The 26,270-nt window shown below is 69.8% G+C and carries 23 protein-coding genes and 2 tRNA genes; 21 read left to right on the forward strand and 4 right to left on the reverse strand.

The window, feature by feature from the left end; translation table 11 throughout:
- Positions 1–97 precede the first annotated feature (97 nt).
- The 4 genes from CVH10_RS03615 to CVH10_RS03630 all read left to right on the forward strand — a co-directional run bounded on the left by CVH10_RS03615 (position 98) and on the right by CVH10_RS03630 (position 2,029).
- The gene (locus tag CVH10_RS03615) at positions 98–1,348 is read left to right on the forward strand and encodes an aspartate kinase (protein WP_035592606.1); all 1,251 of its coding nucleotides are present in this window, start codon (positions 98–100) and stop codon (positions 1,346–1,348) included.
- Positions 1,349–1,537: 189 nt separating this feature from the next.
- Positions 1,538–1,738 carry a carbon storage regulator CsrA gene (gene csrA / locus CVH10_RS03620; RefSeq protein ID WP_035592604.1) on the forward strand — a complete coding sequence of 67 codons (201 nt, stop codon included), beginning with the start codon at positions 1,538–1,540 and terminating at the stop codon, positions 1,736–1,738.
- Positions 1,739–1,838: 100 nt separating this feature from the next.
- Positions 1,839–1,931 (forward strand) — tRNA-Ser (locus CVH10_RS03625).
- A gap of 21 nt (positions 1,932–1,952) precedes the next feature.
- Positions 1,953–2,029: transfer RNA gene (locus CVH10_RS03630), tRNA-Arg, on the forward strand.
- Positions 2,030–2,241: 212 nt separating this feature from the next.
- On the opposite strand, the gene CVH10_RS03635 is transcribed toward CVH10_RS03630, so the two are convergent.
- Positions 2,242–3,210: a tRNA-dihydrouridine synthase gene (locus tag CVH10_RS03635; protein ID WP_035592602.1), complete on the reverse strand. Its 969-nt coding sequence runs from the start codon at positions 3,208–3,210 to the stop codon at positions 2,242–2,244.
- A 165-nt stretch (positions 3,211–3,375) separates the two neighbouring features.
- Here CVH10_RS03635 and CVH10_RS03640 point away from each other — a divergent pair, with 165 nt between their 5' ends.
- From CVH10_RS03640 to CVH10_RS03655, 4 genes are all read left to right on the forward strand, one after another.
- Complete coding sequence (locus CVH10_RS03640; RefSeq protein ID WP_106487840.1) at positions 3,376–3,627, forward strand: OadG family protein; 252 nt, start codon at positions 3,376–3,378, stop codon at positions 3,625–3,627.
- A gap of 47 nt (positions 3,628–3,674) precedes the next feature.
- The gene (gene oadA, locus CVH10_RS03645; protein ID WP_106487841.1) at positions 3,675–5,483 is read left to right on the forward strand and encodes a sodium-extruding oxaloacetate decarboxylase subunit alpha; all 1,809 of its coding nucleotides are present in this window, start codon (positions 3,675–3,677) and stop codon (positions 5,481–5,483) included.
- A 14-nt stretch (positions 5,484–5,497) separates the two neighbouring features.
- Positions 5,498–6,820, forward strand: a complete 1,323-nt coding sequence (locus CVH10_RS03650; protein ID WP_106487987.1) for a sodium ion-translocating decarboxylase subunit beta — start codon at positions 5,498–5,500, stop codon at positions 6,818–6,820.
- A gap of 171 nt (positions 6,821–6,991) precedes the next feature.
- The gene (locus tag CVH10_RS03655) at positions 6,992–8,800 is read left to right on the forward strand and encodes a lysophospholipid acyltransferase family protein (protein WP_106487842.1); all 1,809 of its coding nucleotides are present in this window, start codon (positions 6,992–6,994) and stop codon (positions 8,798–8,800) included.
- Here CVH10_RS03655 and CVH10_RS03660 read toward each other — a convergent pair.
- Together CVH10_RS03660 and lexA are read right to left on the reverse strand one after the other, a co-directional pair.
- Positions 8,741–9,367 (reverse strand): YigZ family protein, encoded by a 627-nt coding sequence (locus CVH10_RS03660; protein ID WP_106487843.1) that lies wholly within the window; start codon positions 9,365–9,367, stop codon positions 8,741–8,743. The genes CVH10_RS03655 and CVH10_RS03660 overlap by 60 nt on opposite strands.
- Positions 9,367–9,834, reverse strand: coding sequence for a transcriptional repressor LexA (gene lexA, locus CVH10_RS03665; protein WP_035592588.1), 468 nt, complete (start codon positions 9,832–9,834; stop codon positions 9,367–9,369). Before lexA ends, CVH10_RS03660 begins: the two co-directional genes overlap by 1 nt.
- A 204-nt stretch (positions 9,835–10,038) precedes the next feature.
- On the opposite strand from lexA, the gene ccmA reads away from it, so the two are divergent.
- From ccmA to CVH10_RS03730, 13 genes are all read left to right on the forward strand, one after another.
- Entirely contained in the window at positions 10,039–10,683 is a 645-nt protein-coding gene (gene ccmA / locus CVH10_RS03670; RefSeq protein WP_106487844.1) for a cytochrome c biogenesis heme-transporting ATPase CcmA, read from the forward strand.
- Complete coding sequence (gene ccmB, locus CVH10_RS03675) at positions 10,670–11,401, forward strand: heme exporter protein CcmB (protein ID WP_106487845.1); 732 nt, start codon at positions 10,670–10,672, stop codon at positions 11,399–11,401. Before ccmA ends, ccmB begins: the two co-directional genes overlap by 14 nt.
- Positions 11,402–11,414: 13 nt before the next feature.
- Positions 11,415–12,155 (forward strand): heme ABC transporter permease, encoded by a 741-nt coding sequence (locus CVH10_RS03680; protein ID WP_106487846.1) that lies wholly within the window; start codon positions 11,415–11,417, stop codon positions 12,153–12,155.
- Entirely contained in the window at positions 12,155–12,373 is a 219-nt protein-coding gene (gene ccmD, locus CVH10_RS03685) for a heme exporter protein CcmD (RefSeq protein ID WP_106487847.1), read from the forward strand. The genes CVH10_RS03680 and ccmD overlap by 1 nt, the downstream gene beginning before the upstream one ends.
- Positions 12,370–12,858: a cytochrome c maturation protein CcmE gene (gene ccmE / locus CVH10_RS03690; protein ID WP_035592572.1), complete on the forward strand. Its 489-nt coding sequence runs from the start codon at positions 12,370–12,372 to the stop codon at positions 12,856–12,858. Before ccmD ends, ccmE begins: the two co-directional genes overlap by 4 nt.
- Before the next feature lie 12 nt (positions 12,859–12,870).
- Positions 12,871–14,862 carry a heme lyase CcmF/NrfE family subunit gene (locus CVH10_RS03695; protein WP_035592569.1) on the forward strand — a complete coding sequence of 664 codons (1,992 nt, stop codon included), beginning with the start codon at positions 12,871–12,873 and terminating at the stop codon, positions 14,860–14,862.
- Entirely contained in the window at positions 14,859–15,389 is a 531-nt protein-coding gene (locus tag CVH10_RS03700; RefSeq protein ID WP_106487848.1) for a DsbE family thiol:disulfide interchange protein, read from the forward strand. Before CVH10_RS03695 ends, CVH10_RS03700 begins: the two co-directional genes overlap by 4 nt.
- Entirely contained in the window at positions 15,377–15,844 is a 468-nt protein-coding gene (locus CVH10_RS03705; protein WP_106487849.1) for a cytochrome c-type biogenesis protein, read from the forward strand. The genes CVH10_RS03700 and CVH10_RS03705 overlap by 13 nt, the downstream gene beginning before the upstream one ends.
- On the forward strand, positions 15,841–17,070 hold the full coding sequence (ccmI, locus tag CVH10_RS03710) for a c-type cytochrome biogenesis protein CcmI (RefSeq protein ID WP_106487850.1): 1,230 nt from the start codon (positions 15,841–15,843) through the stop codon (positions 17,068–17,070). The genes CVH10_RS03705 and ccmI overlap by 4 nt, the downstream gene beginning before the upstream one ends.
- A 3-nt stretch (positions 17,071–17,073) precedes the next feature.
- On the forward strand, positions 17,074–20,568 hold the full coding sequence (gene smc, locus CVH10_RS03715; RefSeq protein WP_035598296.1) for a chromosome segregation protein SMC: 3,495 nt from the start codon (positions 17,074–17,076) through the stop codon (positions 20,566–20,568).
- A 226-nt stretch (positions 20,569–20,794) separates the two neighbouring features.
- Positions 20,795–22,216, forward strand: coding sequence for a cell division protein ZipA (gene zipA, locus CVH10_RS03720; protein ID WP_106487851.1), 1,422 nt, complete (start codon positions 20,795–20,797; stop codon positions 22,214–22,216).
- Positions 22,217–22,346: 130 nt separating this feature from the next.
- Positions 22,347–24,413, forward strand: coding sequence for an NAD-dependent DNA ligase LigA (gene ligA, locus CVH10_RS03725; protein WP_106487852.1), 2,067 nt, complete (start codon positions 22,347–22,349; stop codon positions 24,411–24,413).
- Entirely contained in the window at positions 24,410–24,682 is a 273-nt protein-coding gene (locus CVH10_RS03730; protein WP_035598306.1) for a YheU family protein, read from the forward strand. The genes ligA and CVH10_RS03730 overlap by 4 nt, the downstream gene beginning before the upstream one ends.
- 72 nt (positions 24,683–24,754) lie before the next feature.
- Here CVH10_RS03730 and CVH10_RS03735 read toward each other — a convergent pair whose 3' ends face one another.
- Entirely contained in the window at positions 24,755–26,068 is a 1,314-nt protein-coding gene (locus tag CVH10_RS03735; protein WP_106487853.1) for a 2-hydroxycarboxylate transporter family protein, read from the reverse strand.
- Positions 26,069–26,270 lie beyond the last annotated feature (202 nt).

Here is a 26,270-nt window from a genome sequence, read left to right on the forward strand (position 1 = left end):
CGGGGCCGAAGACGGCAGCGTCTTCGGCCCCTCGTGTATCCGGCCTCGCTTACCTTTCATCCATTCCAACGCTAAATCGACAGAGGGACAACGACGCATGGCACTATACGTACAGAAGTTCGGCGGTACCTCGGTGGGCTCCGTGGAGCGCATCAAGGCCGTGGCCGAGAAGGTCAAGGGCTTCCGTGACGCCGGCCATCAGGTCGTGGTCGTGGTGTCCGCCATGAGCGGCGAGACCAATCGCCTGATCGGCCTGGCCAACGACATCAACGACGAGCCGACCCCGCGCGAGCTCGACATGCTGGTCTCCACCGGCGAGCAGGTGACGATCTCGCTGCTGACCATGGCGCTGCACAAGCTCGGCGTGCCGGCCACCTCCTACACCGGCTCCCAGGTCGGCATCATGACCGACAGCGCCCACACCAAGGCGCGCATCCAGCGCATCGAGACCGAGGACATGCGCCAGGACCTGGATGACGGCCAGGTGGCCGTGGTCGCCGGCTTCCAGGGCGTCGACGAAGAGGGCAACATCACCACCCTCGGTCGCGGCGGCTCCGACACCACCGGCGTGGCCCTGGCCGCGGCGCTGAACGCCGACGAGTGCCAGATCTACACCGACGTCGACGGCGTCTATACCACCGACCCGCGTGTCTGCTCCCAGGCCCAGCGCCTGGACACCATCACCGTGGAGGAGATGCTGGAGCTGGCCAGCCTCGGCTCCAAGGTGCTGCAGATTCGCGCCGTCGAATTCGCCGGCAAGTACAACGTGCCGCTGCGCGTGCTGTCCAGTTTCCAGGACGGCCCCGGCACCCTGATCGTTGCAGACTCCGACAAAGACGAGGACTCCATGGAAGAACCGCTGATCTCCGGTATCGCCTTCACCGCCAACGAGGCCAAGCTGACCCTGCTCAACACCCCGGACGTGCCGGGCGTGGCCTCGAAGATTCTCGGCCCGATCGCCGATGCCAACATCGAGATCGACATGATCGTGCAGAACGTGGCGCCGGCCGGTGACTACACCGACTTCACCTTCACCGTCGCCAAGGGCGACTACAAGCAGACCCTGAAGATCCTCGAGGAGCAGGTGCTGCCGGCGCTGGGCGAAGGCGAAGTGAAGGGCGACGACAAGATCGCCAAGGTCTCGCTGGTCGGTGTCGGCATGCGCTCCCACGCCGGTGTGGCCTCCAAGATGTTCCGCGTGCTGTCCGAGGAGAACATCAACATCCGCATGGTCTCCACGTCCGAGATCAAGATCTCGGTGGTGGTCGACGAGAAGCAGATGGAGCTGGCGGTGCGTGCCCTGCATCAGGCCTTCGGCCTGGACAAGAACGACATCGAGAGCGAATAAGGCGTCGCAGCCTGCCGTCAGCTTCTACGCTAGTAGGGAAGTCCATGGCAGCGCCTGCGACAGAGCTTTCATTCAACGAAGCTTCTGGGGTGTCATGGGCGATGCCTGCAATCGGAGGGGCGGGCACGAGCCGGCCCCTCTGCCGCGACAGCGCATCCCGCAGTCAGAAGTCTGAGAAGGAGATCAGTCATGCTCATTCTGACCCGCCGTGTCGGAGAAACCCTGATGATCGGTGATGACATCACCGTGACCGTGCTGGGCGTCAAGGGAAACCAGGTCCGTATCGGCGTCAACGCCCCCAAGGACGTCGCCGTGCATCGTGAGGAGATCTACCAGCGCATCCAGCGCGAGAGAACCGACGACGATGACGACGGCGAGGGGAGGGGGTAACGCGCCTGCGATTTGTCGGTGAGTCCGGGAGGCGAGAAAAATTGCCACCCCCTATGGACAAACCCCAATCGGATCGGTAGGATACGCACCTGTCGATGAGGGAGAGGTGGCCGAGTGGCTGAAGGCGCTCCCCTGCTAAGGGAGTAAGGGGTTTATAGCCTCTTCGAGGGTTCGAATCCCTCCCTCTCCGCCATCATCGATAGATGGAAGACAAGCGCCCGTAGCTCAGCTGGATAGAGTACCTGACTACGAATCAGGTGGTCGGAGGTTCGAATCCTCCCGGGCGCGCCAGATTCCGGACCCGCTCTCCTCGCGAGGGCGGGTCTTCTGTCTTTTGTACCCTGCTTTTTGCTAGCCGGACACCGTGCCCAATGAGGGGTCGGTGCCCGTGATCGTTCAGGCGCCGTCGCATCGCGACGTGCGCCTTTTTTTTGTTCGCCTGGCGGCGGCTGTCTCTTCCCGGTCTCTCTTCCCGCCCCTTCTCTTCTCTCTTCCTGGCGCCCTCAGGCGCTGGCGACGGCGAGCCTGTCGCTCGGCACGGCGCTCCCCGCCGCGAGGCCGGCGAGGAAATCGTCCAGGTCGGTGACTCGGCGCAGTGCCTGAAAGCGTCGTGCGGCTTCGGCGTCGCGACTTCGCATGTGGTTCAACCATTGTTTGAGTAGCGAGACCACGATCTTGCTGGGTAACATGGTTCGCTGCGACGCAGCATAGTCGCGCAGGACGCGGGCGCGCTCGGTCCAGGTCGTCGCCGGCAGGCGCTCGCCGGTGGTCTGCCAGTGGCGGATGCGCGGTGCCAGCCCGGGATCGGCCAGGGCGCCACGGCCGAGCATCACGTCTCGGCAGCCGGACAGGGTGCGCGCCTTCCAGTAGTCCTCCAGCGTCCAGATGTCGCCGTTGGCGATCACCGGGATCGTCAGCCGGGCGCGGATGCGGCCGATCCATTCCCAGTGGGCCGGCGGCTTGTAGCCTTCACGGCGGGTGCGGGCGTGCACCGCCAGCTGGCGAGCGCCGGCGTCCTCGGCGGCCAGGCCGCAGGCCAGTGCCAGGCGGCGGTCGTCGAAGCCGAGCCGGATCTTGGCGGTCACCGGGATGGCATCGCCCACCGCGTCGTGCACGGCGGCCACGGCGGCGTGCACCCGGCGCGGGTCGCGCAGCAGCGAGGCGCCGCCGTCGTGACGGTTCACCAGCTTGGCCGGGCAGCCGAAGTTCAGGTCCAGGCTGCTGACGCCGAGCTTCAGCGCCTGACGGGCGTTGGCGGCCAGCGCCGCCGGGTCCGAGCCCAGCAGCTGCAGGTGCACCGGCACGCCGGTCGGCGTGGCCGGGCGGCCATCGGCCAGCTCCGGGCAGTGGCGATGGAAGACCCGCGGCGGCAGCCGCGTGTCCACCACGCGCACGAATTCGGTGACCGTCCAGTCGAATCCCGGCGCTCGCGTCAGCATTTCGCGAGTGACGGCATCGATCACGCCCTCCATGGGGGCTAGGCCGATGCGGCCGGGATGTAGTAATTTAACAACGTCAGCTTCCACCATGGTGCCATCGCGATTCCTTGGGAGTGTGGCAGCTTATACGCTCAGCGTTCATGCGCAACTCGCGCGCCCCCTCGCCGGGGTGCGGCGGGGCGCTCGAGGAGGTCATCCATGCAGGATCCGCAGCTATTGAACGAGGGCCTGGCCCTGATGGGCCTCGGCATGGGGTTCGTGTTCGTCTTCCTGACCGTGCTGGTCATCGTCACCACCCTGATGTCGAGGGTGATCGGGCGCTTCTTCCCCGAACCCGCGGCCGCGGCCGCCCCGGCGCCCGCCAGTCGCGGGCCGGCCGTGCCGGACGAGGACCTGACGGCGGCGATCAGCGCCGCGATCCACCGCTATCGCCGTGAGCATAGCCGTTAGATCACGACACCCTCTCACTCCATCAACGACAACGACAAGGAACTCCCATGACGGAGAACGCTCGCCCGCTGGGCATCACCGACGTGGTCCTGCGTGACGCCCACCAGTCCCTGTTCGCCACCCGGCTGCGTCTCGACGACATGCTGCCGATCGCCGAGAAGCTCGACCGGATCGGTTTCTGGTCGCTGGAATCCTGGGGCGGGGCGACCTTCGACGCCTGCATCCGCTACCTGGGCGAAGACCCCTGGGAGCGGATTCGCGCGCTGAAGGCGGCCATGCCCAACACCCGCCAGCAGATGCTGCTGCGGGCCCAGAACCTGCTCGGCTATCGGCACTATGCCGACGACGTGGTCGACCGCTTCGTCGAGCGCGCCCGCACCAACGGCGTCGACGTGTTCCGCGTCTTCGACGCCATGAACGACCCGCGCAACCTGGAGCGCGCCATCCAGGCGGTGCGTGCCAACGAGGGCCATGCCCAGGGCACCCTGTCCTACACCCTGAGCCCGGTGCACACCCTCGATGGCTGGGTCGAGCTCGGCGAGCGCATCGCCGCCATGGGAGCGGACTCCCTGGCGATCAAGGACATGGCCGGCCTGCTCAAGCCCTACGATGCCTATGAGCTGGTCTCGCGCCTGAAAAAGGCCGTGGACATCCCGATCCACATGCAGTGCCACGCCACCACCGGGCTCTCCACCGCCACCGCGCTGAAGGCCGTGGAGGCCGGCATCGACAACGTCGACACCGCGATCTCCTCGATGTCGATGACCTACGGCCACAGCCCCACCGAATCGCTGGTGGCGATGCTGCAGGGCACCGAGCGCGATACCGGCCTCGATCTCGAGGCGCTGGAGGACATCGCCGCCTACTTCCGCGAGGTGCGCAAGAAATACGCCGCCTTCGAGGGCTCGCTCAAGGGCATCGACTCGCGCATCCTGGTGGCCCAGGTGCCTGGCGGCATGCTCACCAACATGGAGAACCAGCTCAAGGAGCAGGGCGCCGGCGACCGCCTCGACGACGTGCTGCAGGAGATCCCGCGGGTGCGCGAGGACCTCGGCTACATTCCGCTGGTCACGCCGACCTCGCAGATCGTCGGCACCCAGGCGGTGATGAACGTGATGATGGGCGAACGCTACAAGTCGATCTCCAAGGAGGTCCAGGCGCTGCTCAAGGGCGAGTACGGTGCCGCCCCCGCCGCCTACAACGCCGAGCTTCAGGCCCGCGTGCTGGAAGGCGGCGAGCCTATCACCTGCCGCCCGGCCGATCGTCTCTCCCCGGAAATGGACCGGCTCGCCGCCGAGCTCAAGGAGAAGGCCAGGGCCGAGGGCATCCGGCTGGCCGAGGGCGAGCGCGAGATCGACGACGTGCTGACCTATGCGCTGTTCCCGCAGATCGGTCTCAAGTTCCTCAAGCATCGCGACGACCCCGACGCCTTCGAGCCGGTGCCCTCTGCTCCCGCGCCCCAGGCCGCCGGACAGGCGCCTGCCCCGGCCGGCGGGCCGGAGACCTACACCGTCACCGTCAACGGCAAGTCCTACGTGGTCGAGGTCGCCGAGGGCGGCGAGATCGAGCGCATCCAGGAGCAGGGCGGCGGCGCCGTGTCGACCGCCCCCGCGGCGCCGGCGGCCTCCTCGGGCGAAGCGTCGCCCGGCGAGACCATCAGTGCGCCGCTCGCCGGCAACATCTTCAAGGTCAACGTCAAGCCGGGGGATGTGGTCGCCGAGGGCGACGTGGTGATCATCCTCGAGGCCATGAAGATGGAAACCGAAGTGCGCGCCGCCAGCGCCGGCACCGTCTCGGCGGTGAAGGTCGGCGAAGGCGACAGTGTCACCGTGGGCGACGCCCTGGTCGTGCTCTAAAGGACGAACCCATGATCGACAAGTTACTGACCCTGTGGACCGGCTCCGGCCTCTACAACCTGAGCTTCGGCCAGGCGGCGATGATCGCCGTGTGCCTGCTGCTGCTGTGGCTGGCCATGGCCAAGAAGTTCGAACCGCTGCTGCTGGTGCCGATCGGCTTCGGCGGCATCCTGGCCAACATTCCCGAGGCGGGGCTGGCGCTCTCCGCCGCCGAGCAGGCCGCCCATCTGGGGCGTCCGGAGCTGCTTCAGCAGCTGGCGGCAACGCTGCAGACGAGCCTGGCCCCGGGCGCGGACGTCGAGGCCTGGCGCCACACCGTCGGCGAGGTGCTGCACGGTGACATCGCGCCGGAGCTGGTCCGCGCCGCCAACGACGTGGCCCTGGGGGCCGGCTTTTCCCACGGCATGCTCTACCAGTTCTACAGCGTGGCCATCGCCTCCGGCATCGCGCCGCTGGTGATCTTCATGGGCGTCGGCGCCATGACCGACTTCGGGCCGCTGCTGGCCAACCCGCGCACGCTGTTCCTGGGCGCCGCGGCGCAGTTCGGCATCTTCGCGACCCTGATCGGCGCGGTGGGGCTGACCGCCATGGGCGTGATGGACTTCTCGCTCAACCAGGCCGCCGCCATCGGCATCATCGGCGGCGCCGACGGCCCCACCTCGATCTACGTCTCGAGCATCCTGGCGCCGGAGCTGCTGGGGGCCATCGCCGTGGCGTCCTACTCCTACATGGCGCTGGTGCCGCTGATCCAGCCGCCGATCATGCGCGCCCTGACGTCCAAGGGCGAGCGCGAGATCGCCATGACACAGCTGCGGCCGGTGTCAAAGCGCGAGAAGATCGTCTTCCCGCTCAGCCTGCTGATCCTGGTGGTGCTGTTCCTGCCCGATGCCGCGCCGCTGCTGGGGATGTTCTGCTTCGGCAACCTGATGCGCGAGTGCGGCGTGGTGGAGCGGCTCTCCGACACCGCCCAGCACGCCCTGATCAATACCGTGACCATCTTCCTCGGACTCTCGGTGGGCTCCAAGCTGATGGCCGATCGCTTCCTGGCCGTGGAGACCCTGGGGATCCTCGGGCTCGGCATGGTGGCCTTCGCCATCGGCACCGCCTGCGGCATCCTGATGGCCAAGCTGCTCAACGCGGTCAGCAAGACGCCGATCAACCCGCTGATCGGCTCCGCCGGCGTCTCCGCGGTGCCCATGGCGGCCCGGGTGTCGAACAAGGTGGGGCTGGAGTCCAACCCCCACAACTTCCTGCTGATGCACGCCATGGGGCCCAATGTGGCCGGCGTCATCGGCTCGGCGGTGGCCGCGGGCGTGATGATCAAGTACCTCGGCTGATGCGCCCCGGGCTTGCCCCGGCCGCATCGCTCGCCGCCGTCTTGGGCGGGACTCGGCACGGCGCCCCTCGGGGCGCCGTGCGCCGTTCCGGGCCGCCATCGTCCTGTCACCTGCCGCGCCTAGCCTGACGACATCGGCGCTGAACGGCGCGTCAGGCGATGAGGAAGCGGCATGATCGATATCGAAGGGGCCCTGCGCGACAAGGCGCCGGGGCTGGCGGCGCGGCCGCCCTGGCTGTTCGGGCCGCTGGTGGCGGGGCTGCGTCGGCTGGTGCACGAACGCGAGATCAACGATTTCCTGGCCCGCCACGGCGAGCTCGGCTGGTGCGAGTTCATCGACCGGGTGTTCGAGCATCTCGACGTCGGCTACACGCTGTCGACCAGGGATCGCGAGCAGATTCCCGAGACCGGGCGGGTGGTGGTGGTCGCCAATCACCCGCTCGGTGCCCTGGATGGCCTGGCGTTGCTACGCATGGTGGCCGAGGTACGCCCCGACGTCAGCATCCTGGCCAACGACCTGCTGCTGCAGCTGGCGCCGCTGTCGGACGTGATCGTGCCGGTGGACAACCTCTCGCGGCGGGGGCTGCGCCGTAGCCTCACGCGCCTGACCGAGGCCCTGGAGGCGGAGCGGGCGGTGATCGTCTTTCCCGCCGGGGAGGTCTCTCGGGCCGGGCCCCGCGGCGTGCGCGACGGCAAGTGGCATTCGGGCTTCCTGCACGCCGCGCGTCGCACCAACGCGCCGCTGCTGCCGGTCCATGTGCGCGGGCGCAACTCCTCGCGCTTCTATGCCCTGACGTCGCTGCGCAGCGATCTGGGTACGCTGCTGCTGCCCGACGAGATGTTCCGCCAGCGCGGCCGCCATATCGCCCTGCGGGTGGGCGGGCCGATTCCGCTGGCGCAGTTCGATCGCGATGACCTGACCACGCCGGTCAAGCTCAAGCTGCTGCGCAAGCATGTCTATCGGCTGGGGCGCGGCAAGCGCGGCGTGTTCGTCGGCGAGACCGGTATCGCCCGCCCCGAGCCGCGCCAGCGCCTGCGCGAAGAGCTGCGCGACGCCGAGACGCTCGGCGAGACCGCCGACGGCAAGCGCATCCTGCTGGTCGACAGCCGGCCGGATTCGTCGGTCATGCGCGAGATCGGTCGCCTGCGCGAGGTGGCCTTTCGTCGGGTAGGGGAGGGCACCGGCCGCAAGCGCGACCTGGACGCGTACGACGACTACTACCGTCATCTGGTGCTATGGGACGATCGCGACCTGGAGATCGCCGGCGCCTATCGACTCGGCGAGGTAGGGCGGATCCTCGATCGCCACGGCATCGAGGGGCTCTACGGCGCGACCATCTTTCATCTGGAGCAGGCGCCCTGGGAGGACTGGCGCCACGGCCTGGAGCTGGGGCGCAGCTTCGTTCAGCCGCGCTACTGGGGGCGGCGCAGCCTGGACTACCTGTGGGTCGGCCTCGGGGCCTACCTGCGTCGGCATCCCGAGGTGCGTTGGCTGTTCGGACCGGTGACCCTGCCCAATCACCTGCCGACCCTGGCCAAGGAGCTGCTGGTCAGCTACTACCGCCACTACTACGGCGATGGCGATAGCCAGGTGCGGCCCCGCGCCCCCTGGCGGCTCTCCCGGGCCGGGGAGCAGGAGGCGGAGCGGCTGTTTCGCGGCGACGATGCGAAGGCGGACTTCCAGCGCCTGCGTCACGGGCTGCAGGCGCTGGGGGCCAGCGTGCCGGCCCTCTACAAGCAGTACGCGGAGGTCACCGAACCCGGCGGCACGCGTTTCATGGCCTTCGGCGTGGATACGGCCTTCGGTTACTGCACCGACGGCCTGGTGGCGGTGGACCTGGCGCGCCTCAAGCCGGAGAAGCGGGCGCGCTATATCGGCGCGGCGGACGAGGGCGCGCGGGCCGTCTCCGGCGAGGCGGCCTCAGGCCGCGTCGGGGTCGAGGGTCTCGAGTCGTCCCTTGAGGCGGGACGTGAGGACTGAGAGGTCGCGTTCGGTGTCCCGGGGCCAGCCCAGCGTCAGCACCACGCCGTCGGCAGCGTAGTCGGCGGCGTCCACGGGGATGTCGCGCTCGGCGCACCAGGCCCGGGCCTGGGCCTCGCCGGCAAAGTCGATCTTCAGGCGCAGCGGGTCGCGCTCGGTGACCTCGCGGGTCGGCAGGGTCTCCAGCGCCTCGCTCACGGCCTGGCCGTAGGCGCGTGCCAGGCCGCCGGTGCCGAGCTTGGTGCCGCCGAAGTAGCGGGTCACCACGCAGCCGGTCTGGCCGATGCCGGCGCCTTCCAGCACCTGATACATCGGTCGCCCGGCAGTGCCGCCGGGCTCGCCGTCGTCGGAGAAGCCGATGGCGTTCTGCTCGCCGGGCGGGCCGGCGATGAAGGCGCTGCAGTGGTGGCTGGCATTGGGATGCGTGCGCCGAGCCTCGGCCAGCAGTGCCTCGAAGGCGGCGGCATCCGGGGCATGGCAGACCCAGGCGATGAAGCGGCTCTTCTCGACCTCGAGTTCGGTCTCGCGCCACTCGCCGGCAGGCAGGTCGGGAACGGGATAGCGCATCAGGCGGCCAGGTCCGTCTGGCGCACCACGCCCATCACCAGTCCCAGCACCTGGATGTCGCTGTTCTTGAGGTAGATGGGCGGCATGGCCTCGTTGGCCGGCTGAAGACGCACGCCGGACTTCTCGATGTAGAGCTTCTTCAGGGTGACCTCCTGATCGTTGATCATCACTACCGCGGTCTCGCCGTTCTCGGCGCTCTCGCGACGTTCGATGATGATCACATCCCCGTCGAAGATGTTGCAATCGATCATCGAGTCGCCGCGCACGCGCAGCGCATAGGTGTTGCGCTTGACCATGCGCTTCGGCACCTCGACGCTGCCGGCATCGATGCAGGCGTCGATGGGCACGCCGGCGGCGACGCTGCCCAGCAGGGGCACTTCGACCAGGTCGCGGTCATCGAGCGGCATCCAGGCCTCGGCGATGGGCAGGTTGGGCTGGCGGAGCAGGTACTGTGGGGCGAGTGACATGCGCGGCATCTCCCGTCGGCAGTGACTGTTGATACATACAGTACTTGGCCAGCATAGCAGGCGATCGGCATCTGGCAAGGGCGGCGTTTCCAGCCGGGGTCTGATGCAGGTCAGCCCCGGCGCTTCCGGGCCGGGCCCCGGCTGGCGATGAAAACCCTTTCCGTGTAGAGTGCCGAGCCATGTTATCCGCGCCTGGAGAGTGCCTTGAGCCTGCGTCTGCAAGCCCGGCGGCTGGCCTGTGAGCGAGACGACCGCTGGCTGTTCCGCGATCTCGATCTGGAGGTCCGGGCCGGCGAGATCCTGCGCGTCGAAGGCCCCAACGGCAGCGGCAAGACCACCCTGCTCAAGATCCTCTCCGGCCAGCTGATGGACCACGAAGGCGAGGTGCTGTGGAACGACGCCGCGCTGCGTCGGGTGCGGCGCGACTTCCTCGCCAGCCTGCTGTACCTGGGGCACGCCCCGGGGGTGAAGGCGACGCTGACGCCGCTGGAGAATCTGGCCTGGTATCAGGCGCTGGCCGGCGAGCACGGCGACGAGCCGACGCGCCTGGCGGCGCTCGAGCGGGTCGGGCTGGTCGGCTTCGAGGATCTGCCCGCCGCCCAGCTCTCCGCCGGGCAGCAGCGCCGCGTGGCCCTGGCACGGCTGGAGCTGACGCCGCGACCGCTGTGGGTGCTCGACGAGCCCTTCACGGCCATCGACCGGGACGGCGTGGCCGCCCTCGAGGCACGCCTCGAGGCCCATACCGCCCGCGGCGGTGCCGTGCTGGTCACCACCCATCACGAACTGCGTGCCTCGGCCGGCCTGCGCCGCCTGTCGCTGGGCGAGGGAGGCGACGATGTCGAACGCTGAGTCGCGGCCGGCCCCGCCGCTCGGGGCCGGGGAGCCGGCGGGCGGGCTCGCGGTCGCATGGCGGGCGACCCTGCACCGCGATCTGGTGCTGCGGCTGCGCCGCCCCGGCGAGGTGCTGAATCCGCTGGCGTTCTTCGCCCTGGTGATCACCCTGTTTCCGATCGGCATCTCGCCGGAGCCGGTGCTGCTGGCGACCATCGCCCCGGGCCTGCTGTGGGTGGCGGCGCTGCTGGCGGCGCTGCTGTCCCTGGACGGCGTGTTTCGCGACGACGCCGAGGATGGCAGCCTGGAGCAGCTGCTGCTGTCGCCCCAGCCGTTGCCGGTGCTGGCGCTGGCCAAGGTGGCGGCGCACTGGCTGCTGACCGGCCTGCCGCTGGCGCTGATGGCACCGCTGCTGGGCGTGATGCTGTCACTGCCGGCGGGCAGCTACGGCGTGCTGGCGCTGTCGCTGGCGCTGGGCAGCGCCAGCCTGAGCCTGATCGGCGCCATCGGCGCCGCGCTCACCGTGGGCGTGGCTCGCGGCGGGGTGCTGCTCTCGCTGCTGGTGCTGCCGCTCTACATTCCGGTGCTGATCTTCGGCGCCGGCGCCGTTCAGGCGGCGATCCAGGGCGGGGTCGTGGCGGCTCATCTGGCCATTCTCGGTGCGCTGCTGGCGGCGGCGCTGATCTTCGCGCCCTTCGCCATCGCGGCGGCGCTGCGCATCGCGCTCAACGGTTGAGGAATCGACGGTAATGTGGGCCTTCCTTCACAAGCTCGGCTCCCCCAAGGGGTTCTACGCCATCACCGCGCGATGGCTCACGCCGCTGTGGCTGGCGGCGGTGGCGCTGATCCTGATCGGCGGGCTCTGGGGGCTGGCCTTCGCGCCGGCCGACTACCAGCAGGGCAACAGCTTCCGCATCATCTACGTCCACGTGCCGGCGGCCTTCCTCGCCCAGTCGATCTTCGTCGCCATCGCCGCGGCCGGGCTGATCTTCATGGTCTGGAAGATCAAGCTGGCCGACATGGCGGCGGCGATGATGGCCCCGCTGGGCGCCGGCATGACCTTCGTGGCGCTGTTCTCCGGCGCCGTGTGGGGCGTGCCCACCTGGGGCACCTGGTGGCAGTGGGACGCCCGGCTGACCTCGATGCTGATCCTGCTGTTCCTCTATATCGGGGTGATCGCCCTGCGCGGCGCCTTCGTCAGCCGCGACGGCGGCGCCCGGGCGGCCTCGGTGCTGGCCATGGTGGGCGTGATCAACATCCCGATCATCAAGTTCTCGGTGGACTGGTGGTACACCCTGCACCAGCCGGCCAGCTTCTCGATCATCGAGAAGCCGGCCATGCCCGTCGAGATGTGGCTGCCGCTGCTGCTGATGGTGCTCGGCTTCTACGGCTTCTTCATCGCCGTGACCCTGACGCGCACCCGCAGCGAGATCCTGCGCCGCGAGTCGTCCAAGCGCTGGGTGCGCGCGCTGGTCGAGGAGGGGCGCTGATGGCCTTCGATTCGCTGTCCGAGTTCCTCGCCATGGGCGGCCACGCGCCCTATGTCTGGAGCGCCTATGGCGCCACCGCCGCGCTGCTGCTGGCCGTGGGCTGGCACGCCCGGGCCGAGCGCCGCCGGGTGCGGCGCGACCTCGAGCGCCGGGTCCGCCGCGAGCGACGCCAGGCCGAGGCCGCCGACGCTTCCACCGACGAGAGGCCTGCCCGATGAGAGCCAAACGCAAGCAGAAACTCTATGCGGTCCTGGGGCTGGTGACGCTGGCCGCCATCGCCGTGGGTCTGACGCTCTACGCCCTGCGCAGCAACATCAACCTGTTCTTCAGCCCGGTGCAGATCGCCGAGGGCCAGGCCCCGCTGGAGCGCGCGATCCGCGCCGGCGGCATGGTCAAGGCCGGCAGCGTGGCCCGGGACCCGGAGAGCCTGGCCGTCTCCTTCACGGTCACCGACTACGTCGAGGACCTCGAGGTGCGCTATCGCGGCATCCTGCCGGACCTGTTCCGCGAGGGGCAGGGCGTGGTGGTGCTCGGCCAGCTGCAGCCCGAGGGCTGGCTGCGGGCCGACAAGGTGCTGGCCAAGCACGACGAGAACTACATGCCGCCCGAGGTGGCCCAGGCCCTGGAAGAGGCCGGCTATGCGCCGGAGGACTACCAGGACAAGGCCGCCGAGGTGGCCAAGCGGCTCGAGGCCGAGGACTGACCCGGAGACGCCATGCTGACCCCGCTGATTCCCGAGATCGGTCACTTCGCGCTGATCATCGCGCTGGCGATGGCCGCCCTGCAGGCCATCGTGCCGCTGGCCGGGGCGGCGACCCGCCGCCCGCTGTGGATGGCCTATGCCCGGCCCATGGCCACCGGGCAGTTCCTGTTCCTGATCGTCGCCTACGCCTGCCTGACCGCGAGCTTCCTGCTCGACGACTTCAGCGTGTCCACCGTGGCCGACAACTCCAACTCGCTGCTGCCCTGGTACTACAAGGCCAGCGCGGTGTGGGGCAATCACGAGGGCTCGGTGCTGCTGTGGAGCCTGATCCTCGGCGCCTGGACCTTCGCCGTCAGCCGCTTTTCCCGCGAGCTGCCCCGCGACATGCTGGCCCGGGTACTGGGCGTGATGGGGCTGGTCTCCACCGGGTTCCTGACCTTCGTGCTGGTTACCTCCAATCCCTTCGCTCGGCTGCTGCCCAACCCGCCCGCCGATGGCGCCGATCTGAATCCGCTGCTGCAGGACATCGGCCTGATCATCCATCCACCGATGCTCTACATGGGCTACGTGGGGTTCTCGGTGGTGTTCGCCTTCGCCATCGCGGCGCTGCTCGGCGGCCGCCTGGACGCGGCCTGGACCCGCTGGGCGCGTCCCTGGACCAACGTGGCCTGGGCCTTTCTCTCGGTGGGCATCGCCCTGGGCAGCTGGTGGGCCTACTACGAGCTGGGCTGGGGCGGCTGGTGGTTCTGGGATCCGGTGGAGAACGCCTCGCTGCTGCCGTGGCTGGCCGGCACCGCGCTGATCCACTCGCTGGCGGTCACCGAGAAGCGCGGCGCCTTCAAGAGCTGGACGGTGCTGCTGGCGATCTCCACCTTCTCGCTGTCGCTGCTGGGCACCTTCCTGGTGCGCTCCGGGGTGCTGACCTCGGTGCATGCCTTCGCCAACGATCCTTCCCGGGGGCTGTTCATCCTGGTGCTGCTGGGCCTCACCGTGGGTGCCTCGCTGCTGCTGTTCGCACTGCGCGCCCCGCGGGTCAGCCAGCGCGCCGGCTTCACCTGGCTGTCCCGGGATGCCCTGCTGCTGGTCAACAACATCCTGCTGGTGGTGATGACGGTCACCGTGCTGCTCGGCACCGTCTATCCGCTGCTGCTCGATGCCCTGAACCTGGGCAAGATCAGCGTCGGCCCGCCCTACTTCAATGCGCTGTTCGTGCCGCTGACGGTGATCCTGTGCCTGTTCATGGGGCTCGGCCCGCTGGCCAACTGGAAGCGCACCCGGCCCCGTGAACTGTTCCGTCGGGTGTGGCTCTCCGGTGCCGTGGCGCTGGTCATTGGCCTGCTGGCGCCGCTGGCCTACGGCGGCGAGTGGAACCTCGCGGTCACGCTGGGGCTGGTGGCGGCGCTGTGGGTGGTGCTGCCGCTGGTGCGGGACCTGTGGACGAAGAGCCGCCACAGCGACGGGCGTCTGGCCGGGCTCAAGCGGCTGTCGCTGGCCCACTGGGGCATGGTGCTGGGCCACCTGGGCCTGGCGGTGACCATCGTCGGCGTGACCGTGGTCTCGAACTACGCCGTGGAGCGCAACGTGCGCATGGCGGTGGGCGACAGCGTCGAGGTGGCCGGCTACACCTTCGCCATGACCGACCTCGGCCATCGCCGCGGTCCCAACTTCGTCGCCGACGTCGCGCGCCTCGAGGTGAGCCGCGGCGACAGCCGCCGTCGCTTCACGATGGCGCCGGAGAAGCGCATCTATCTGGCCCGTGGCATGCCGATGACCGACGTGGCACTGCGCCCGGGGCTGCTGCGCGACCTCTACGTGGCCATGGGCGAGGACCTGGGCGACGGCAGCTGGGCGCTGCGCATCCAGTACAAGCCCTTCGTGCGCTGGCTGTGGCTGGGCGCGCTGCTGATGGCGCTGGGTGGCGTGCTGGCGGTGGTCGACCGCCGCTACCGGCGCGCCGCCACCGCGCCCGACCCCGAACGCCACGCCCGGGAGGTGAGCGCATGAAGCGTCGTCTGTTGCTGCTGCTGCCGCTGGCCGGTTTCCTGGTGCTGGCGGTGTTTCTCTACCGCGGGCTGTCGATCGATCCCGCCTCGCGCGACTCGGCGCTGATGGCCAGGCCCTTCCCGGCCTTCCGCCTCACGACCCTGGAGGACCCCGGGCGGACCCTCGACGAATCGCTCTTGAAGGGCCAGGTCACCCTGGTCAACGTCTGGGGCGAGTGGTGCCCGACCTGCAAGCAGGAGATGCCACAGCTGCTCGAGCTCGCCGACCGCGGCGTGCGCCTGGTCGGCGTCGACTACAAGGACACCCGGGAGAAGGGCCGCGAGTTCCTGGCCGAGTTCGGCAACCCCTTCGAGGTCAACCTGTTCGACCCCGAGGGCAGCCTGGGCTTCGACCTCGGCGTCTACGGCGCCCCCGAGACCTTCCTGGTCGATGCCGAAGGCGTGATCCGCTACCACCACACCGGGTACATCACGCCTCAGGACGTCGAGCGGGTGATCCTGCCGGAGGTGGCGAAATGGCAAGACTGATCCGTGCGCTGCTGATGCTGGCGCTGCTGGCACCGGCCCTGGCACAGGCCGCCATCGAGGTGCGCGAGTTCGACGACCCGGTGATGCGCGACCGTTTCGAGTCGCTGACCGCGACCCTGCGCTGCCCGAAGTGCCAGAACCAGGCGATCGGCGACTCGGACTCGCCGATCGCCGGCGACATGCGCAAGCGCGTCTACCAGCAGCTGCAGGCGGGGCGCTCCGACAAGGAGATCCTCGACTTCATGGTGAGCCGCTTCGGCGACTACGTGCTGTACAACCCGCGCCTGGAGGGCCGCACCCTGCTGCTGTGGGGCTTGCCCGCGGGCCTGATACTGGGCGGCGGGCTGCTGGTGGCATGGCTGGTGCGGGCCCGCCGGCGCGCCTCGGCCAGGACGCTCAGCGACGAGGAACGTGCCCGGCTGGACGCGCTGCTCGAACGGGAGGATGACCGATGATCGCGCTGTGGATCGCCTTCGCCCTGCTGCTGGTGCCGGCGCTGTGGCTGCTGGTGCTGCCGCTGCGCCGCGCCGGGCCGGTGGCGCGTGCCCTGGCCGATGATGAGGCCGGCGATCGCACCGCCCGCCAGAACGTCGCCGTCTACCGGCGGCGCCTGGCTTCGCTGGAGGCCGCCCGCGACCGCGGCGAGATCGATGCGGCGCGCTTCGACGAGGATCGCCTCGAGCTCGAGCGCAGCCTGCTCGACGACACCGCGGCCTCGACCCGCTCGCCGCTGAAGCCCGCCCGCGCCGGGCGCTGGCTGGTCCCCGTGACGATGGTCGCCCTGGTGGTGGCCAGCGCCAGCTGGTACCGCTGGGAGGGCGCCGAGGGCGACCTGGCGCTGTATCGTCTCCAGCAGCAGGTGATGGACGACCCCGAGGCCTCTTTGTCCCGGCTGATCGAGCGACTGGAGGCCGAGGCCGCACGTCAGCCCGACAACCCCAACGTCTGGCGCTCGCTGTTTCCGCTGTATCGCGACAGCGGCCGCCTGGAGCGCGCCGACCACGCCCTGACCCGGCTGCTCGCGCTCGAGGAGCGAAGCCCCTGGCTGTTGGCCGAGCTGGCCCAGTTGCGGTATTTTGCCGCCGGCCGCGAGCTGACCCCGAACGTGCAGGCGCTGGTCGACGAGGCCCTGACCGCCGATCCGACCCAGCCCACGGTGCTCGGGATGCTCGGCATCGAGGCCTTCGAGAGCGCCGACTACGAGACCGCCATCGACCGCTGGCGCCGGGCCATCGCCGGCATGAACGACGCCGAGTCCGCCGAGGCGCTGCGCCAGGGCATCCGCACCGCCCAGCGCCGCCTGGGCCAGACGCCCGAGGCCGTCGAGGGCCCGGGCCTGCGCGTGCGCGTGAGCCTGGCGTCCGAACTGGCCGGCCGCCTGGGCGCCGACACCGCCGTGTTCGTGGTGGCCCGGGACGCCGCCGGCGAGCTGCCGCCGCTGGCGGTGGCGCGCACCACGCTGGGCGCGCTGCCGGCGACCCTGACCCTCGACGACGGCGATGCCATGGCGCCCATGGCGCGGCTGTCCCAGGTCGACGAGGCGAGGCTGGTGGCGCGGGTCTCGGCCAGCGGCCAGGCCGATCCACAACCCGGCGACCTCTTCGGCCGCCACGCGGCGGTGGCGGTCGGCGAGCACGACGGCGACCCGGTAGAACTGATCATCGACAGGATCGTGGAATAACGCATGCGACTGAAGTCGATACGCCTGGTGGGCTTCAAGTCGTTCGTCGACCCCATCACCGTGCCCTTCGACGGCAACATGACCGCCGTCGTCGGGCCCAACGGCTGTGGCAAGTCCAACATCATCGACGCCGTGCGCTGGGTCATGGGGGAATCCTCCGCCAAGACCCTGCGCGGCGAGTCGATGACCGACGTCATCTTCAACGGCTCCACCGGTCGCAAGCCGGTGGGCCAGGCCTCCATCGAGCTGCTGTTCGACAATCGCGACGGCACCATGGGCGGCCCCTACGCCCAGTACGCGGAGATCTCGGTCAAGCGCCAGGTCACCCGAGAGGGGCAGTCCACCTACTTCTTCAACGGCCAGAAATGCCGCCGCCGGGACATCTCCGACCTGTTCCTCGGCACCGGCCTGGGGCCGCGCTCCTACGCCATCATCGGCCAGGGCATGATCTCGCGGCTGATCGAGTCGCGCCCCGAGGAGCTGCGCGCCACCCTCGAGGAAGCCGCCGGCATCTCCAAGTACAAGGAGCGCCGCCGCGAGACCGAGAACCGCATGCGCCGCACCCAGGAGAACCTGGAGCGCCTGGAGGACATCCGCGAGGAGCTCGACAAGCAGCTCGAACGCCTCAAGCGCCAGGCCGACGCGGCGCGCCGCTATCAGACCCTCAAGCAGGAGGAGTACCGGCTCAAGGGCGAGCTGGCGCTGCTGCGCGGCCGCGCCCTGCGCGCCAGCCAGGGCGAGGAGGAGCGCCGCGTGCGCGAGCTCGAGACCTCGGTGGAGCGCGAGGTGCTGGGTCTGCGCCAGTGCGAGACGCGCCTCGAGGAGGCCCGCGCCGAGCATGACCGCCTGGCCTCCGAGCTCGAGGGCTACCAGAACCGCTTCCACGAGACGACCACCGCCATCGCGCGGCTCGAGCAGGACCTGGAGCACACCCGCTCCCGGGACCAGCAGCTGGCCCAGGACCTCGAGGCCGCCCGCCGCGAGCTCGCCGACCTCGACCGCCTCGGCGAGGACGACGGCGAGCGCCTGATGCGCCTCGACGAGCGCCTGGAGACCCTGGGCCCCGAGCAGGAGGAGGTCGCCGAACGCCTGGCCGAGCTGGAGGCCGCCCTCGAGGAGGCCGAGCCCCTGGCCGAACAGGCCGACGCCGACTGGGAGGCCTTCGGCGAGACCTGGCAGGCCGACAGCCGGGAGGCCGAGCGCGCCCAGGACCGCCTGCGCGAGCAGGAGGCGACGCTGGAGCGCCTCGAGGGCGACGCCCGCAAGCGCCGCCAGCAGCGCGAGGAGCTGCCCGATATCGCCGGCCTTGAGGCCCAGCGCGCCGAGGTCGCCGAGCGCCTGGCCGAGCTCGAGGAACGCCTGGCCGGGCGCGAGGAGCAGCGCGAGCGGTGGCAGGCCGAGCGCGACACGGCCCGGGAGGCGGTGCGCGAGGCCGAGGTCGCCCGCGAGACCGACCGCCAGCGGCGCAGCACCCTGCAGGGCGAGCTGGCCTCGCTCGAGGCGCTGATCCAGGCCGCGCTGGCCGATCACGACGAGACCCTCGACGCGCACTTGCGCGGCCACGGGCTCGGCGAGGCCCCGCGCCTCGGCGAACGCCTCGAGGTCGAAAGCGGCTGGGAGGACGTCGTGTCCTGGGTGCTGGCGCCCTGGCTGCGCGCCCGGCTCGCCCCGCTGTCCGAGGGTGGCAGCGTGCTGTCCCCCGAGCTGGCCCCGGAGCTGGGGCTGCTCGAGGACGCCGAACGCGAGGCCCCGGCCGGCAGCCTGGCCGCGCGGGTCAGCGGTGCCGGGGCCGCGGCCCGCTGGCTCGCCGGGGTGCGCTGCGTGGACAGCCGCGAGCGGGCCTGGGCCGAGCGCGATGGCCTGGCCCCCGGCGAGAGCCTGATTACCGCCTGCGGGCTGTGGGTCGGTGACGGCTGGGCGCGCCACCGCGGCCGTGACGAGGGCCCGGATGCGCTGCTGGTCAGCCGCCGCCGCGAGGCCGAGGTGCGCGAGGCGCTCGCCGCCGTGGAAGAACGCCTCGAGGCCCAGGAAACACGCCTGGCCGAGGCCGGCGAGCGCGTGGAAAAGGCCGAGGAGAGCCTCGAGGCGGTGCGCCTCGAGGAGCGCGACCTCGAGCAGCAGCGTCAGCAGCTGGCGGTGCAGGACAGCGGCCTCGCCAGTCGGCTCGAGCATCTCCAGGGGCGGGCCGGCGAACTCGCCGAGGAGCTGGAGGGGCTGGCCGAGTCCGCCGAGGAGACGCGGCTGGCCATCGAGGAGACCCGCGAGCACTGGCAGGCGGCCATGGAGCGCCTGGAGCGCGGCGCCGAGACCCGCGAGCGTCTGGAGCGCGCCCGCCATGAGGCCCGTGAGCGATTGACCCAGCTGCGCAGCCAGCGCCAGCCGCTGGCCGAACAGTCCCAGCGGCTGGCGCTGGAGCACCAGCGACTGACCACCGAGCGCGCCGGCCTGGCCGAGCAGCAGGGGCGTGCCGGCGAGGCCCGACAGCGCCTGGAGCTGCGCTGTGCCGAACTCGAGGAGGCCCGCGAGGGGCTCCACGAGCCCGACGAAGAGCGTCGCGAGCGCCTCGAGGAGCTGCTGCATCGCCGCGAGCGCGAGGAGCGCGAGCTCAACGCGGCGCGCTCACGGGCCGCCGAGCTGGTGGAGCGGCTGCGCGAGGACGAGCAGGCCCGCCAGGGCCATGAGCGCCAGCTCGAAGGCATCCGCGAGCGGCTGCAGGAAGCGCGCATGCAGGTCCAGGCGCTGGCGCTCAAGGCCGACACCCAGGACGAGCAGCTCAAGGAGCTGGGCCACGACGCCGACAGCCTGGCCGAGGGGCTCGACCCCAACGCCACCGAATCGGCCTGGCAGACCCGCCTCGAAGAGGTCGGCGAGCGCATCCGCCGGCTGGGCGCCATCAACCTGGCGGCCATCGAGGAGTACGACCAGCAGGCCGAGCGGCGCGACTACCTGGAGGCGCAGCATCGCGAACTCAGCGAGGCGCTGGAGACCCTCGACCGGGCGATCCGTCGCATCGACCAGGAAACCCGCACCCGCTTCCGCGACACCTTCGAGCGGGTCAACGCCGGCCTGCAGACGCTTTTCCCCAAGGTCTTCGGTGGCGGGACCGCATGGTTGACGCTGACCGGCGACGATTTGCTGGAGACCGGGGTGGCCATCATGGCGCGCCCCCCCGGCAAGAAGAACAGCACCATTCATCTGCTCTCCGGGGGAGAAAAGGCGCTGACCGCGTTGTCCATGGTATTCGCGATCTTCCAGCTCAACCCGGCACCTTTCTGCATGCTCGACGAGGTCGATGCCCCGCTCGATGATGCCAATGTCGGGCGCTATGCCAAGCTGGTGAAGGAGATGTCGGACTCGGTGCAGTTCATCTACATCACCCACAACAAGATCGCGATGGAAGCCTCCGAACGATTGATGGGGGTGACCATGCAGGAACCCGGGGTGTCACGTCTGGTGGCGGTGGGGGTCGATGAGGCAGCGGCCCTGGCCGAGGCGTGATGGACTTGAACGCCATGGGCAAACGGGTTAACAAGGAACAAAAGCGAGATAGCACCACATGGTGACGAAGGGATTCTTGAAGGGCGATTGCACAGGACCGATGCAAGTGCGGCCACAAAAAGGCCAGCTTGACAATCAAAATTATTGGTCCTTTTTTGGGCAATCGCGCTATGCTGTTCACGGAAACCATCAGGCATGGCGCCTTAGCAAAAAGGCATGACGACCCATGGAACTTAGAGAGTGGCTGATCATACTGGGACTGGCACTGGTGACGCTGATCGTCATCGATGGCGTGCGTCGCCTGCAGCGCCAGCGCAGCGTGCCGCGCCTTGACCAGGCCGGACACGACGCCCCGAGCCCCGCGGGGGTCGATGAACAAGACCCCGACGAGGCGGCCCGCGAGGCGGAACTCAACTGGGAATTGCCCAACGGAGGGGCGCGCGTCGTCAGGCCTGCGGAAGAGCAGGGCGTGAAGGCCAAGCCCAAGCTCGAGCGACAGGACCACCCCGGCCCGTCCCGGGTGTTGTCGGAATTCCGCCGTCAGCAGGGCGAGGCGCCTCAGACCGGGTCGACGGAGGCGGTGTCCGCTTCGCGCCGGCCCGAGCCGGCCGAACGGGCCGCGCCGGCGGCGAGTGCCGAGGCCGAGCGTCTCGAGCCCTCCCAGGAGGACGCCGGTCGGCAGCCGCCGGCCACCGAGCCGCTGGTCGCCGATCCGGCCGATCACGACGGCTACGACGAGGAGCACTACCGTCTGGTCGACCTGGAAGGCATGGGCGATTCGCTGAAGAACGGCTCCAGGCGTGTCGGTTCCTCGGTCCAGCGCTTCGGTGCCTCGCTGCAGAAGGGCATCGCCGAGCGTCGCGACCAGAAGAAGGCGCGTCGCGAGCAGGAGAAGGCGGAAAAGGCCGAGAAAGCCGAAAAGGCCGAGCAGGCGCGTCGCGAACAGGCCGCTCGCCAGCAGCAGGAAGCCGATGAGGCGGCCCGCCGCCAGCGCGAGGCGGAGGCCCTGGAGGCCGAGCGTCGCCAGGCCGCGGCCGACGACAACGACCCGCTGTTCGCCCCCCGCCACGAAGCGGCCGAGCCGCAACGGGCCGAGCGTGTCGCCGAGGAGACGCCCCGGGACGACGTGGTGCGCTCGCATCCGGTGCTCGAGAAGGCGCTGCGTCACGGCGTTCAGGACGAGCATGCCCGCGACGCCCTCGGCGGGGCCGAGGAGCTGATCGTGATCAGCGTGATGGCCCGCGACGAGGCAGGCTTCGCCGGCAGCACCCTGCTCGAGCTGATGATGGCCTGCGGCCTGCGCTACGGCCGCGACATGAACATCTTCCACCGCTTCGAGACCGAGGACCCGGGCAGCGCGCTGCAGTTCTCGATGGTCAACGTGGTCAAGCCGGGCACCTTCCCCCTCGAGGCCATGGACGAGTTCTCCACGCCGGGCGTCACCCTGCTGATGCCGCTGCCGAGCGCCACCGATACCTCGGCGGCCTTCGAGGCCATGGTCGAGACCGCCATGGTCATCGTCCGCCACCTCGGCGGCGAGCTGAAGGACGAGAACCTGAGCGTGATGACCGCCCAGACCGTCGAGTTCGCCCGTCAGCGGGTGCAGGAGTTCGAGCGGCGCCATCGCCTGCATCGTCAGGTCAACTGACGCTCGCCTGCCATACGGCGTCCAGACGCCCCCCGACGGTATCCCGTCGGGGGGCGTTGCTTTGGTAAGCTAGCGCCACCCGGCCTCGCGCGACGAGGCCCTCGCTATCGATCGAGAACCAGACATTCCCATGACCCAGCCCGACCCCGCGATTCAGGACGAGGCGGCGCGTCTGCGCGCCGAGCTCGAGGACGCCAACTACCGCTACTACGTGCTCGACGAGCCGCGCATGACCGACGCCGACTACGATCGTCGGCTGCGTCGCCTGCAGGAGATCGAGGCCGAGCATCCCGCGCTGGTGACGCCCGACTCGCCGACCCAACGGGTCGGTGCCGCGCCCGCGGAAGGCTTTCCCGAGATCCAGCACGCGGTGCCGATGCTGTCGCTGGACAACGCCTTCGACGAGGACGAGCTTTCGGCCTTCGCCAAGCGGGTCGCCGATCGCCTGGAGACCGACCCCGACAGTCTGGCCTTCTGCTGCGAGCCCAAGCTCGACGGCGCCGCCGTGTCGCTGGTCTACGAGAACGGCGAGCTTTCCGCCGGCGTGACCCGGGGCGACGGCCGCACCGGCGAGGGCATCACCTCCAACCTGCGGACCCTGAAGTCGATCCCGCTGAAGCTGCGCGGCGAGGGCGGGCCCGAGCTGCTCGAGGTGCGCGGCGAGGTCACCATGCGCCACGCCGAGTTCGAGGCCATGAACGAGAAGGCGCGGGCCGAGGACACCAAGGTGTTCGCCAACCCGCGCAACGCCGCCGCCGGCAGCCTGCGCCAGCTCGATCCGCGCGTCACCGCCACCCGCCCGCTGGAGTTCAGCGCCTATCAGGTGGCGCGCATCGAGCCGGACGCCGGCGATGCCAGCCACAGCCAGCTGATGGCACGCCTCGCCGGGCTCGGTTTCCGCACCAGCGCCGAGCTCGAGGTGGTGGAAGGCGCGGCGGGCATCGTCGACTACTGCCGCCGCCTCGGCGAGAAGCGTGACGGCCTCGGTTACGACATCGACGGTGCGGTGATCAAGGTCGACGACCTGCGCCTGCAGCGCGAGCTGGGCTTCGTGGCCCGGGCGCCGCGCTGGGCGATCGCCTTCAAGTTTCCCGCCCAGGAGCAGATCACGCGGCTCAACGACGTCGAGTTCCAGGTCGGCCGCACCGGTGCCATCACCCCGGTGGCGCGCCTCGAGCCGGTCTCGGTGGCCGGCGTCACGGTGTCCAACGCGACCCTGCACAACGCCGACGAGATCGCGCGCCTCGGGGTGATGATCGGCGACACCGTGGCCGTGCGCCGGGCCGGCGACGTCATTCCCCAGGTGGTGCGCGTCCAGCTCGACGAGCGCCCCGAGGACGCCCGCGAGATCGTCTTCCCCGAGCGCTGCCCGGTGTGCGACTCGCAGATCGAGCGCCTCGAGGACGAGGCCGTGGCACGCTGCTCGGGCGGGCTCTACTGCGCCGCCCAGCGCAAGGAGGCGCTCAAGCACTTCGCCAGCCGCCGGGCGTTGGACATCGAAGGCCTCGGCGAGAAGCTGATCGACGGGCTGGTCGAGCGCGACTGGGTGAAGACGCCGGCGGACCTGTTCGCCCTCGAGGCCGAGCGCCTCGCCACGCTGCCGCGCATGGGCGAGAAATCCGCGAACAATCTGGTCGCGGCGCTGGAGAAGGCCAAGGCGACCACGCTTTCGCGCTTCATCTACGCGCTCGGCATCCGCGAGGTGGGCGAGGCCACCGCCGCCAACCTGGCGCGCCACTTCGGCACCCTCGAGGCGCTGATGGCGGCCGGGCGCGAGGCGCTCGAAGCGGTCGACGACGTTGGCCCCATCGTCGCCGCCCATGTGCACACCTTCTTCCAGCAGCCGCACAACCGCGAGACGATCCAGGCGCTGCTGGACGCCGGGCTGCGCTGGGAAGAGGCCGAGGTCGAGGCCGGCCCCACGCCGCTGGAGGGCCAGACCTGGGTGCTCACCGGCACCATGGAGGCCATGACCCGCGACCAGGGCAAGGCGCGACTGCAGGCGCTGGGGGCCAAGGTCTCCGGCAGCGTGTCGAAGAAGACCGCCTGCCTGGTGGCCGGCGAGGCCGCCGGCAGCAAGCTGACCAAGGCCGAGCAGCTCGGCGTCGAGGTGATCGACGAGGCGACCTTCATCGAGCGCCTGTCGAGCTGGGAAAGCGGCCAGACACCACAGGACATGCAGGAGAACGACGCATGAGCGGAGACCGTTTCGTCGAAGTGCCCTATCGCATGCTGCCGGGGGAGACCCTAGACGGCCTGCTGGAAGCCTTCGTCACGCGCCAGGGCTACGACACCACCGACACCGGCGAGGGCATGAGCGGCTGGGTCGTCGAGCTGCGCCGCCAGCTGGAGCGCGGCGAGCTGATCATCGCCCACGACCTGCGCACCGAGACCACCGAGGTGATGACCCTGGCCCAGTGGCGGGCCTTCGGGCGGGATCTGGCCGACGACGAAGAGGAAGGTTGATCCCGCGAGTCGAGTGCTCGAAACGCAAACGGCGCCCCGAAGGGCGCCGTTTGCGTCGCTGGCAGGCTCGCCTCAGGCGAACAGCAGCGGCACGACCACGCTGGAGATCAGCAGGATCAGGGCGCCGCCCAGCCGCGAGGAGATCTGCGCGAAGGGCATCAGCGACATGCGGCGCGCCGCGGACAGCACCGCCACGTCGCCGGTGCCGCCCATGTTGGCCATGCACAGGCCGGCGGTGATCGCCGACTCGATGGGGTAGAAGCCCACCAGCTTGCCGACCAGGCCGGCGCCGAAGGCCGCCCCGGCGACCACGGCGAACACGATCAGCACGTAGGTCAGCGAAATGGCGTCGATCACCTGGCCGAGGTCGGTGTAGGCGATGCCGATGCCGAACAGCAGGGCGAAGGTCCAATTGCGGGCGACGAACTGGAACCACTGGGCGGCGGACTCGGTGACCGATGCCGGCAGCACGTCGAGCACCTTGAGGGCCGCGACCAGCACGATCATCAGCGCGTAGGGGTGCAGCGGGACGAGGGTGCCGAGGATCTGGCCGGCGGTGAACAGCATCAGGGCGGCGACGACGCCCACGCCCAGCTTGCCCAGGTCCAGGGTATGTTCGGGCTCCTCGACGTCGACGCCGGGCATCATCTGGCCGTCGCCGGTCAGCCCCGGGAAGCGCTTGCCCAGGCCGTTGAGCAGGCCGGCGATGATGATCGCGAAGACGTTGCCCAGCGCCAGGGCCGGCACCAGGATCGAGATGTAGTAGCTGGCCGGCTGGCCCAGCAGCTGCTCGTAGATCTGGCTCATCGGCACCGCGCCGGCGCCCATGCCACCGCCGAGGATCGGCATGGCGATGACGACCACCGCGTCCTGGGCGGAGAAGCCGAGCAGCGCGCCCATGGCCACGGCGAACAGCGAGGCGCCGAGCACCGCGCAGCACAGCGGCAGCGCGTAGCGCGAGCCGACCTTGATCAGCACCTTGGCGTCCATGCCGAGGATGCTGCCGGTGATCAGCGCGGCGATGTAGAAGTTGAGGAAGCCGCCGCCCTTCATGAAGTCGGTGACGTTGTCGACCACCGGGGCGGGCAGCCACTCCAGATAGACCATGGCGGCGGCGCCGAAGATCGCCAGGATGGCGCCGCCGCCGAGGTAGGTCTTGACCACCGGCAGGCGGTCGCCGATGAAGCCCATCAGCTCGCCGAGCAGCATCATCACCAGCAGGGCGCCGATCATGCCGGTGGGCAGGGTGTCGGTGGCGATCGCTACCACCATCACCGCCAGGGCGAGGGCGAAGAACGGCAGCGGCATGCCGAAGATACGCTGGGCGAGCCAGGCGCGGGGGGCCGCGGACGGCGTCGCGACGGTATCCGTCAGAGATCGACTCATGGGAGCGCTCCTTGGGGATCGGCCTCGCGCGAGTCGCGCGGGACATCGTTGTTCGAAACTCGCCCTGGCGGCTTGGCCGCCAGGGCGCAGGGCTGGCGACGAGCATAGGCCCGCCATCTCTGGCGCCAAGATTGCGCAAGTTGTTAAAGCGTTCTGAAACTATTGAAAATATCGGCGTTCTTGACGGCACACCGTCACCATG

It is taken from the genome of Halomonas sp. ND22Bw, assembly GCF_003011945.1.
Classification (GTDB): domain Bacteria; phylum Pseudomonadota; class Gammaproteobacteria; order Pseudomonadales; family Halomonadaceae; genus Halomonas; species Halomonas halophila.

Excerpts from the sequence above, each read along its gene's own strand:
- zipA (WP_106487851.1), top strand. The coding sequence starts at position 20,795 with ATGGAACTTAGAGAGTGGCTGATCATACTGGGACTGGCACTGGTGACG.
- CVH10_RS03735 (WP_106487853.1), bottom strand. The coding sequence starts at position 26,068 with ATGAGTCGATCTCTGACGGATACCGTCGCGACGCCGTCCGCGGCCCCC.
- CVH10_RS03730 (WP_035598306.1), top strand. The coding sequence starts at position 24,410 with ATGAGCGGAGACCGTTTCGTCGAAGTGCCCTATCGCATGCTGCCGGGG.
- CVH10_RS03680 (WP_106487846.1), top strand. The coding sequence starts at position 11,415 with ATGTGGGCCTTCCTTCACAAGCTCGGCTCCCCCAAGGGGTTCTACGCC.
- oadA (WP_106487841.1), top strand. The coding sequence starts at position 3,675 with ATGACGGAGAACGCTCGCCCGCTGGGCATCACCGACGTGGTCCTGCGT.
- ccmE (WP_035592572.1), top strand. The coding sequence starts at position 12,370 with ATGAGAGCCAAACGCAAGCAGAAACTCTATGCGGTCCTGGGGCTGGTG.
- CVH10_RS03660 (WP_106487843.1), bottom strand. The coding sequence starts at position 9,367 with ATGCGCTATCCCGTTCCCGACCTGCCTGCCGGCGAGTGGCGCGAGACC.
- CVH10_RS03640 (WP_106487840.1), top strand. The coding sequence starts at position 3,376 with ATGCAGGATCCGCAGCTATTGAACGAGGGCCTGGCCCTGATGGGCCTC.
- ccmI (WP_106487850.1), top strand. The coding sequence starts at position 15,841 with ATGATCGCGCTGTGGATCGCCTTCGCCCTGCTGCTGGTGCCGGCGCTG.
- smc (WP_035598296.1), top strand. The coding sequence starts at position 17,074 with ATGCGACTGAAGTCGATACGCCTGGTGGGCTTCAAGTCGTTCGTCGAC.
- CVH10_RS03615 (WP_035592606.1), top strand. The coding sequence starts at position 98 with ATGGCACTATACGTACAGAAGTTCGGCGGTACCTCGGTGGGCTCCGTG.
- CVH10_RS03695 (WP_035592569.1), top strand. The coding sequence starts at position 12,871 with ATGCTGACCCCGCTGATTCCCGAGATCGGTCACTTCGCGCTGATCATC.
- ccmD (WP_106487847.1), top strand. The coding sequence starts at position 12,155 with ATGGCCTTCGATTCGCTGTCCGAGTTCCTCGCCATGGGCGGCCACGCG.
- CVH10_RS03635 (WP_035592602.1), bottom strand. The coding sequence starts at position 3,210 with ATGGAGGGCGTGATCGATGCCGTCACTCGCGAAATGCTGACGCGAGCG.
- ccmB (WP_106487845.1), top strand. The coding sequence starts at position 10,670 with ATGTCGAACGCTGAGTCGCGGCCGGCCCCGCCGCTCGGGGCCGGGGAG.
- CVH10_RS03655 (WP_106487842.1), top strand. The coding sequence starts at position 6,992 with ATGATCGATATCGAAGGGGCCCTGCGCGACAAGGCGCCGGGGCTGGCG.
- ligA (WP_106487852.1), top strand. The coding sequence starts at position 22,347 with ATGACCCAGCCCGACCCCGCGATTCAGGACGAGGCGGCGCGTCTGCGC.
- CVH10_RS03705 (WP_106487849.1), top strand. The coding sequence starts at position 15,377 with ATGGCAAGACTGATCCGTGCGCTGCTGATGCTGGCGCTGCTGGCACCG.
- CVH10_RS03700 (WP_106487848.1), top strand. The coding sequence starts at position 14,859 with ATGAAGCGTCGTCTGTTGCTGCTGCTGCCGCTGGCCGGTTTCCTGGTG.
- lexA (WP_035592588.1), bottom strand. The coding sequence starts at position 9,834 with ATGTCACTCGCCCCACAGTACCTGCTCCGCCAGCCCAACCTGCCCATC.
- csrA (WP_035592604.1), top strand. The coding sequence starts at position 1,538 with ATGCTCATTCTGACCCGCCGTGTCGGAGAAACCCTGATGATCGGTGAT.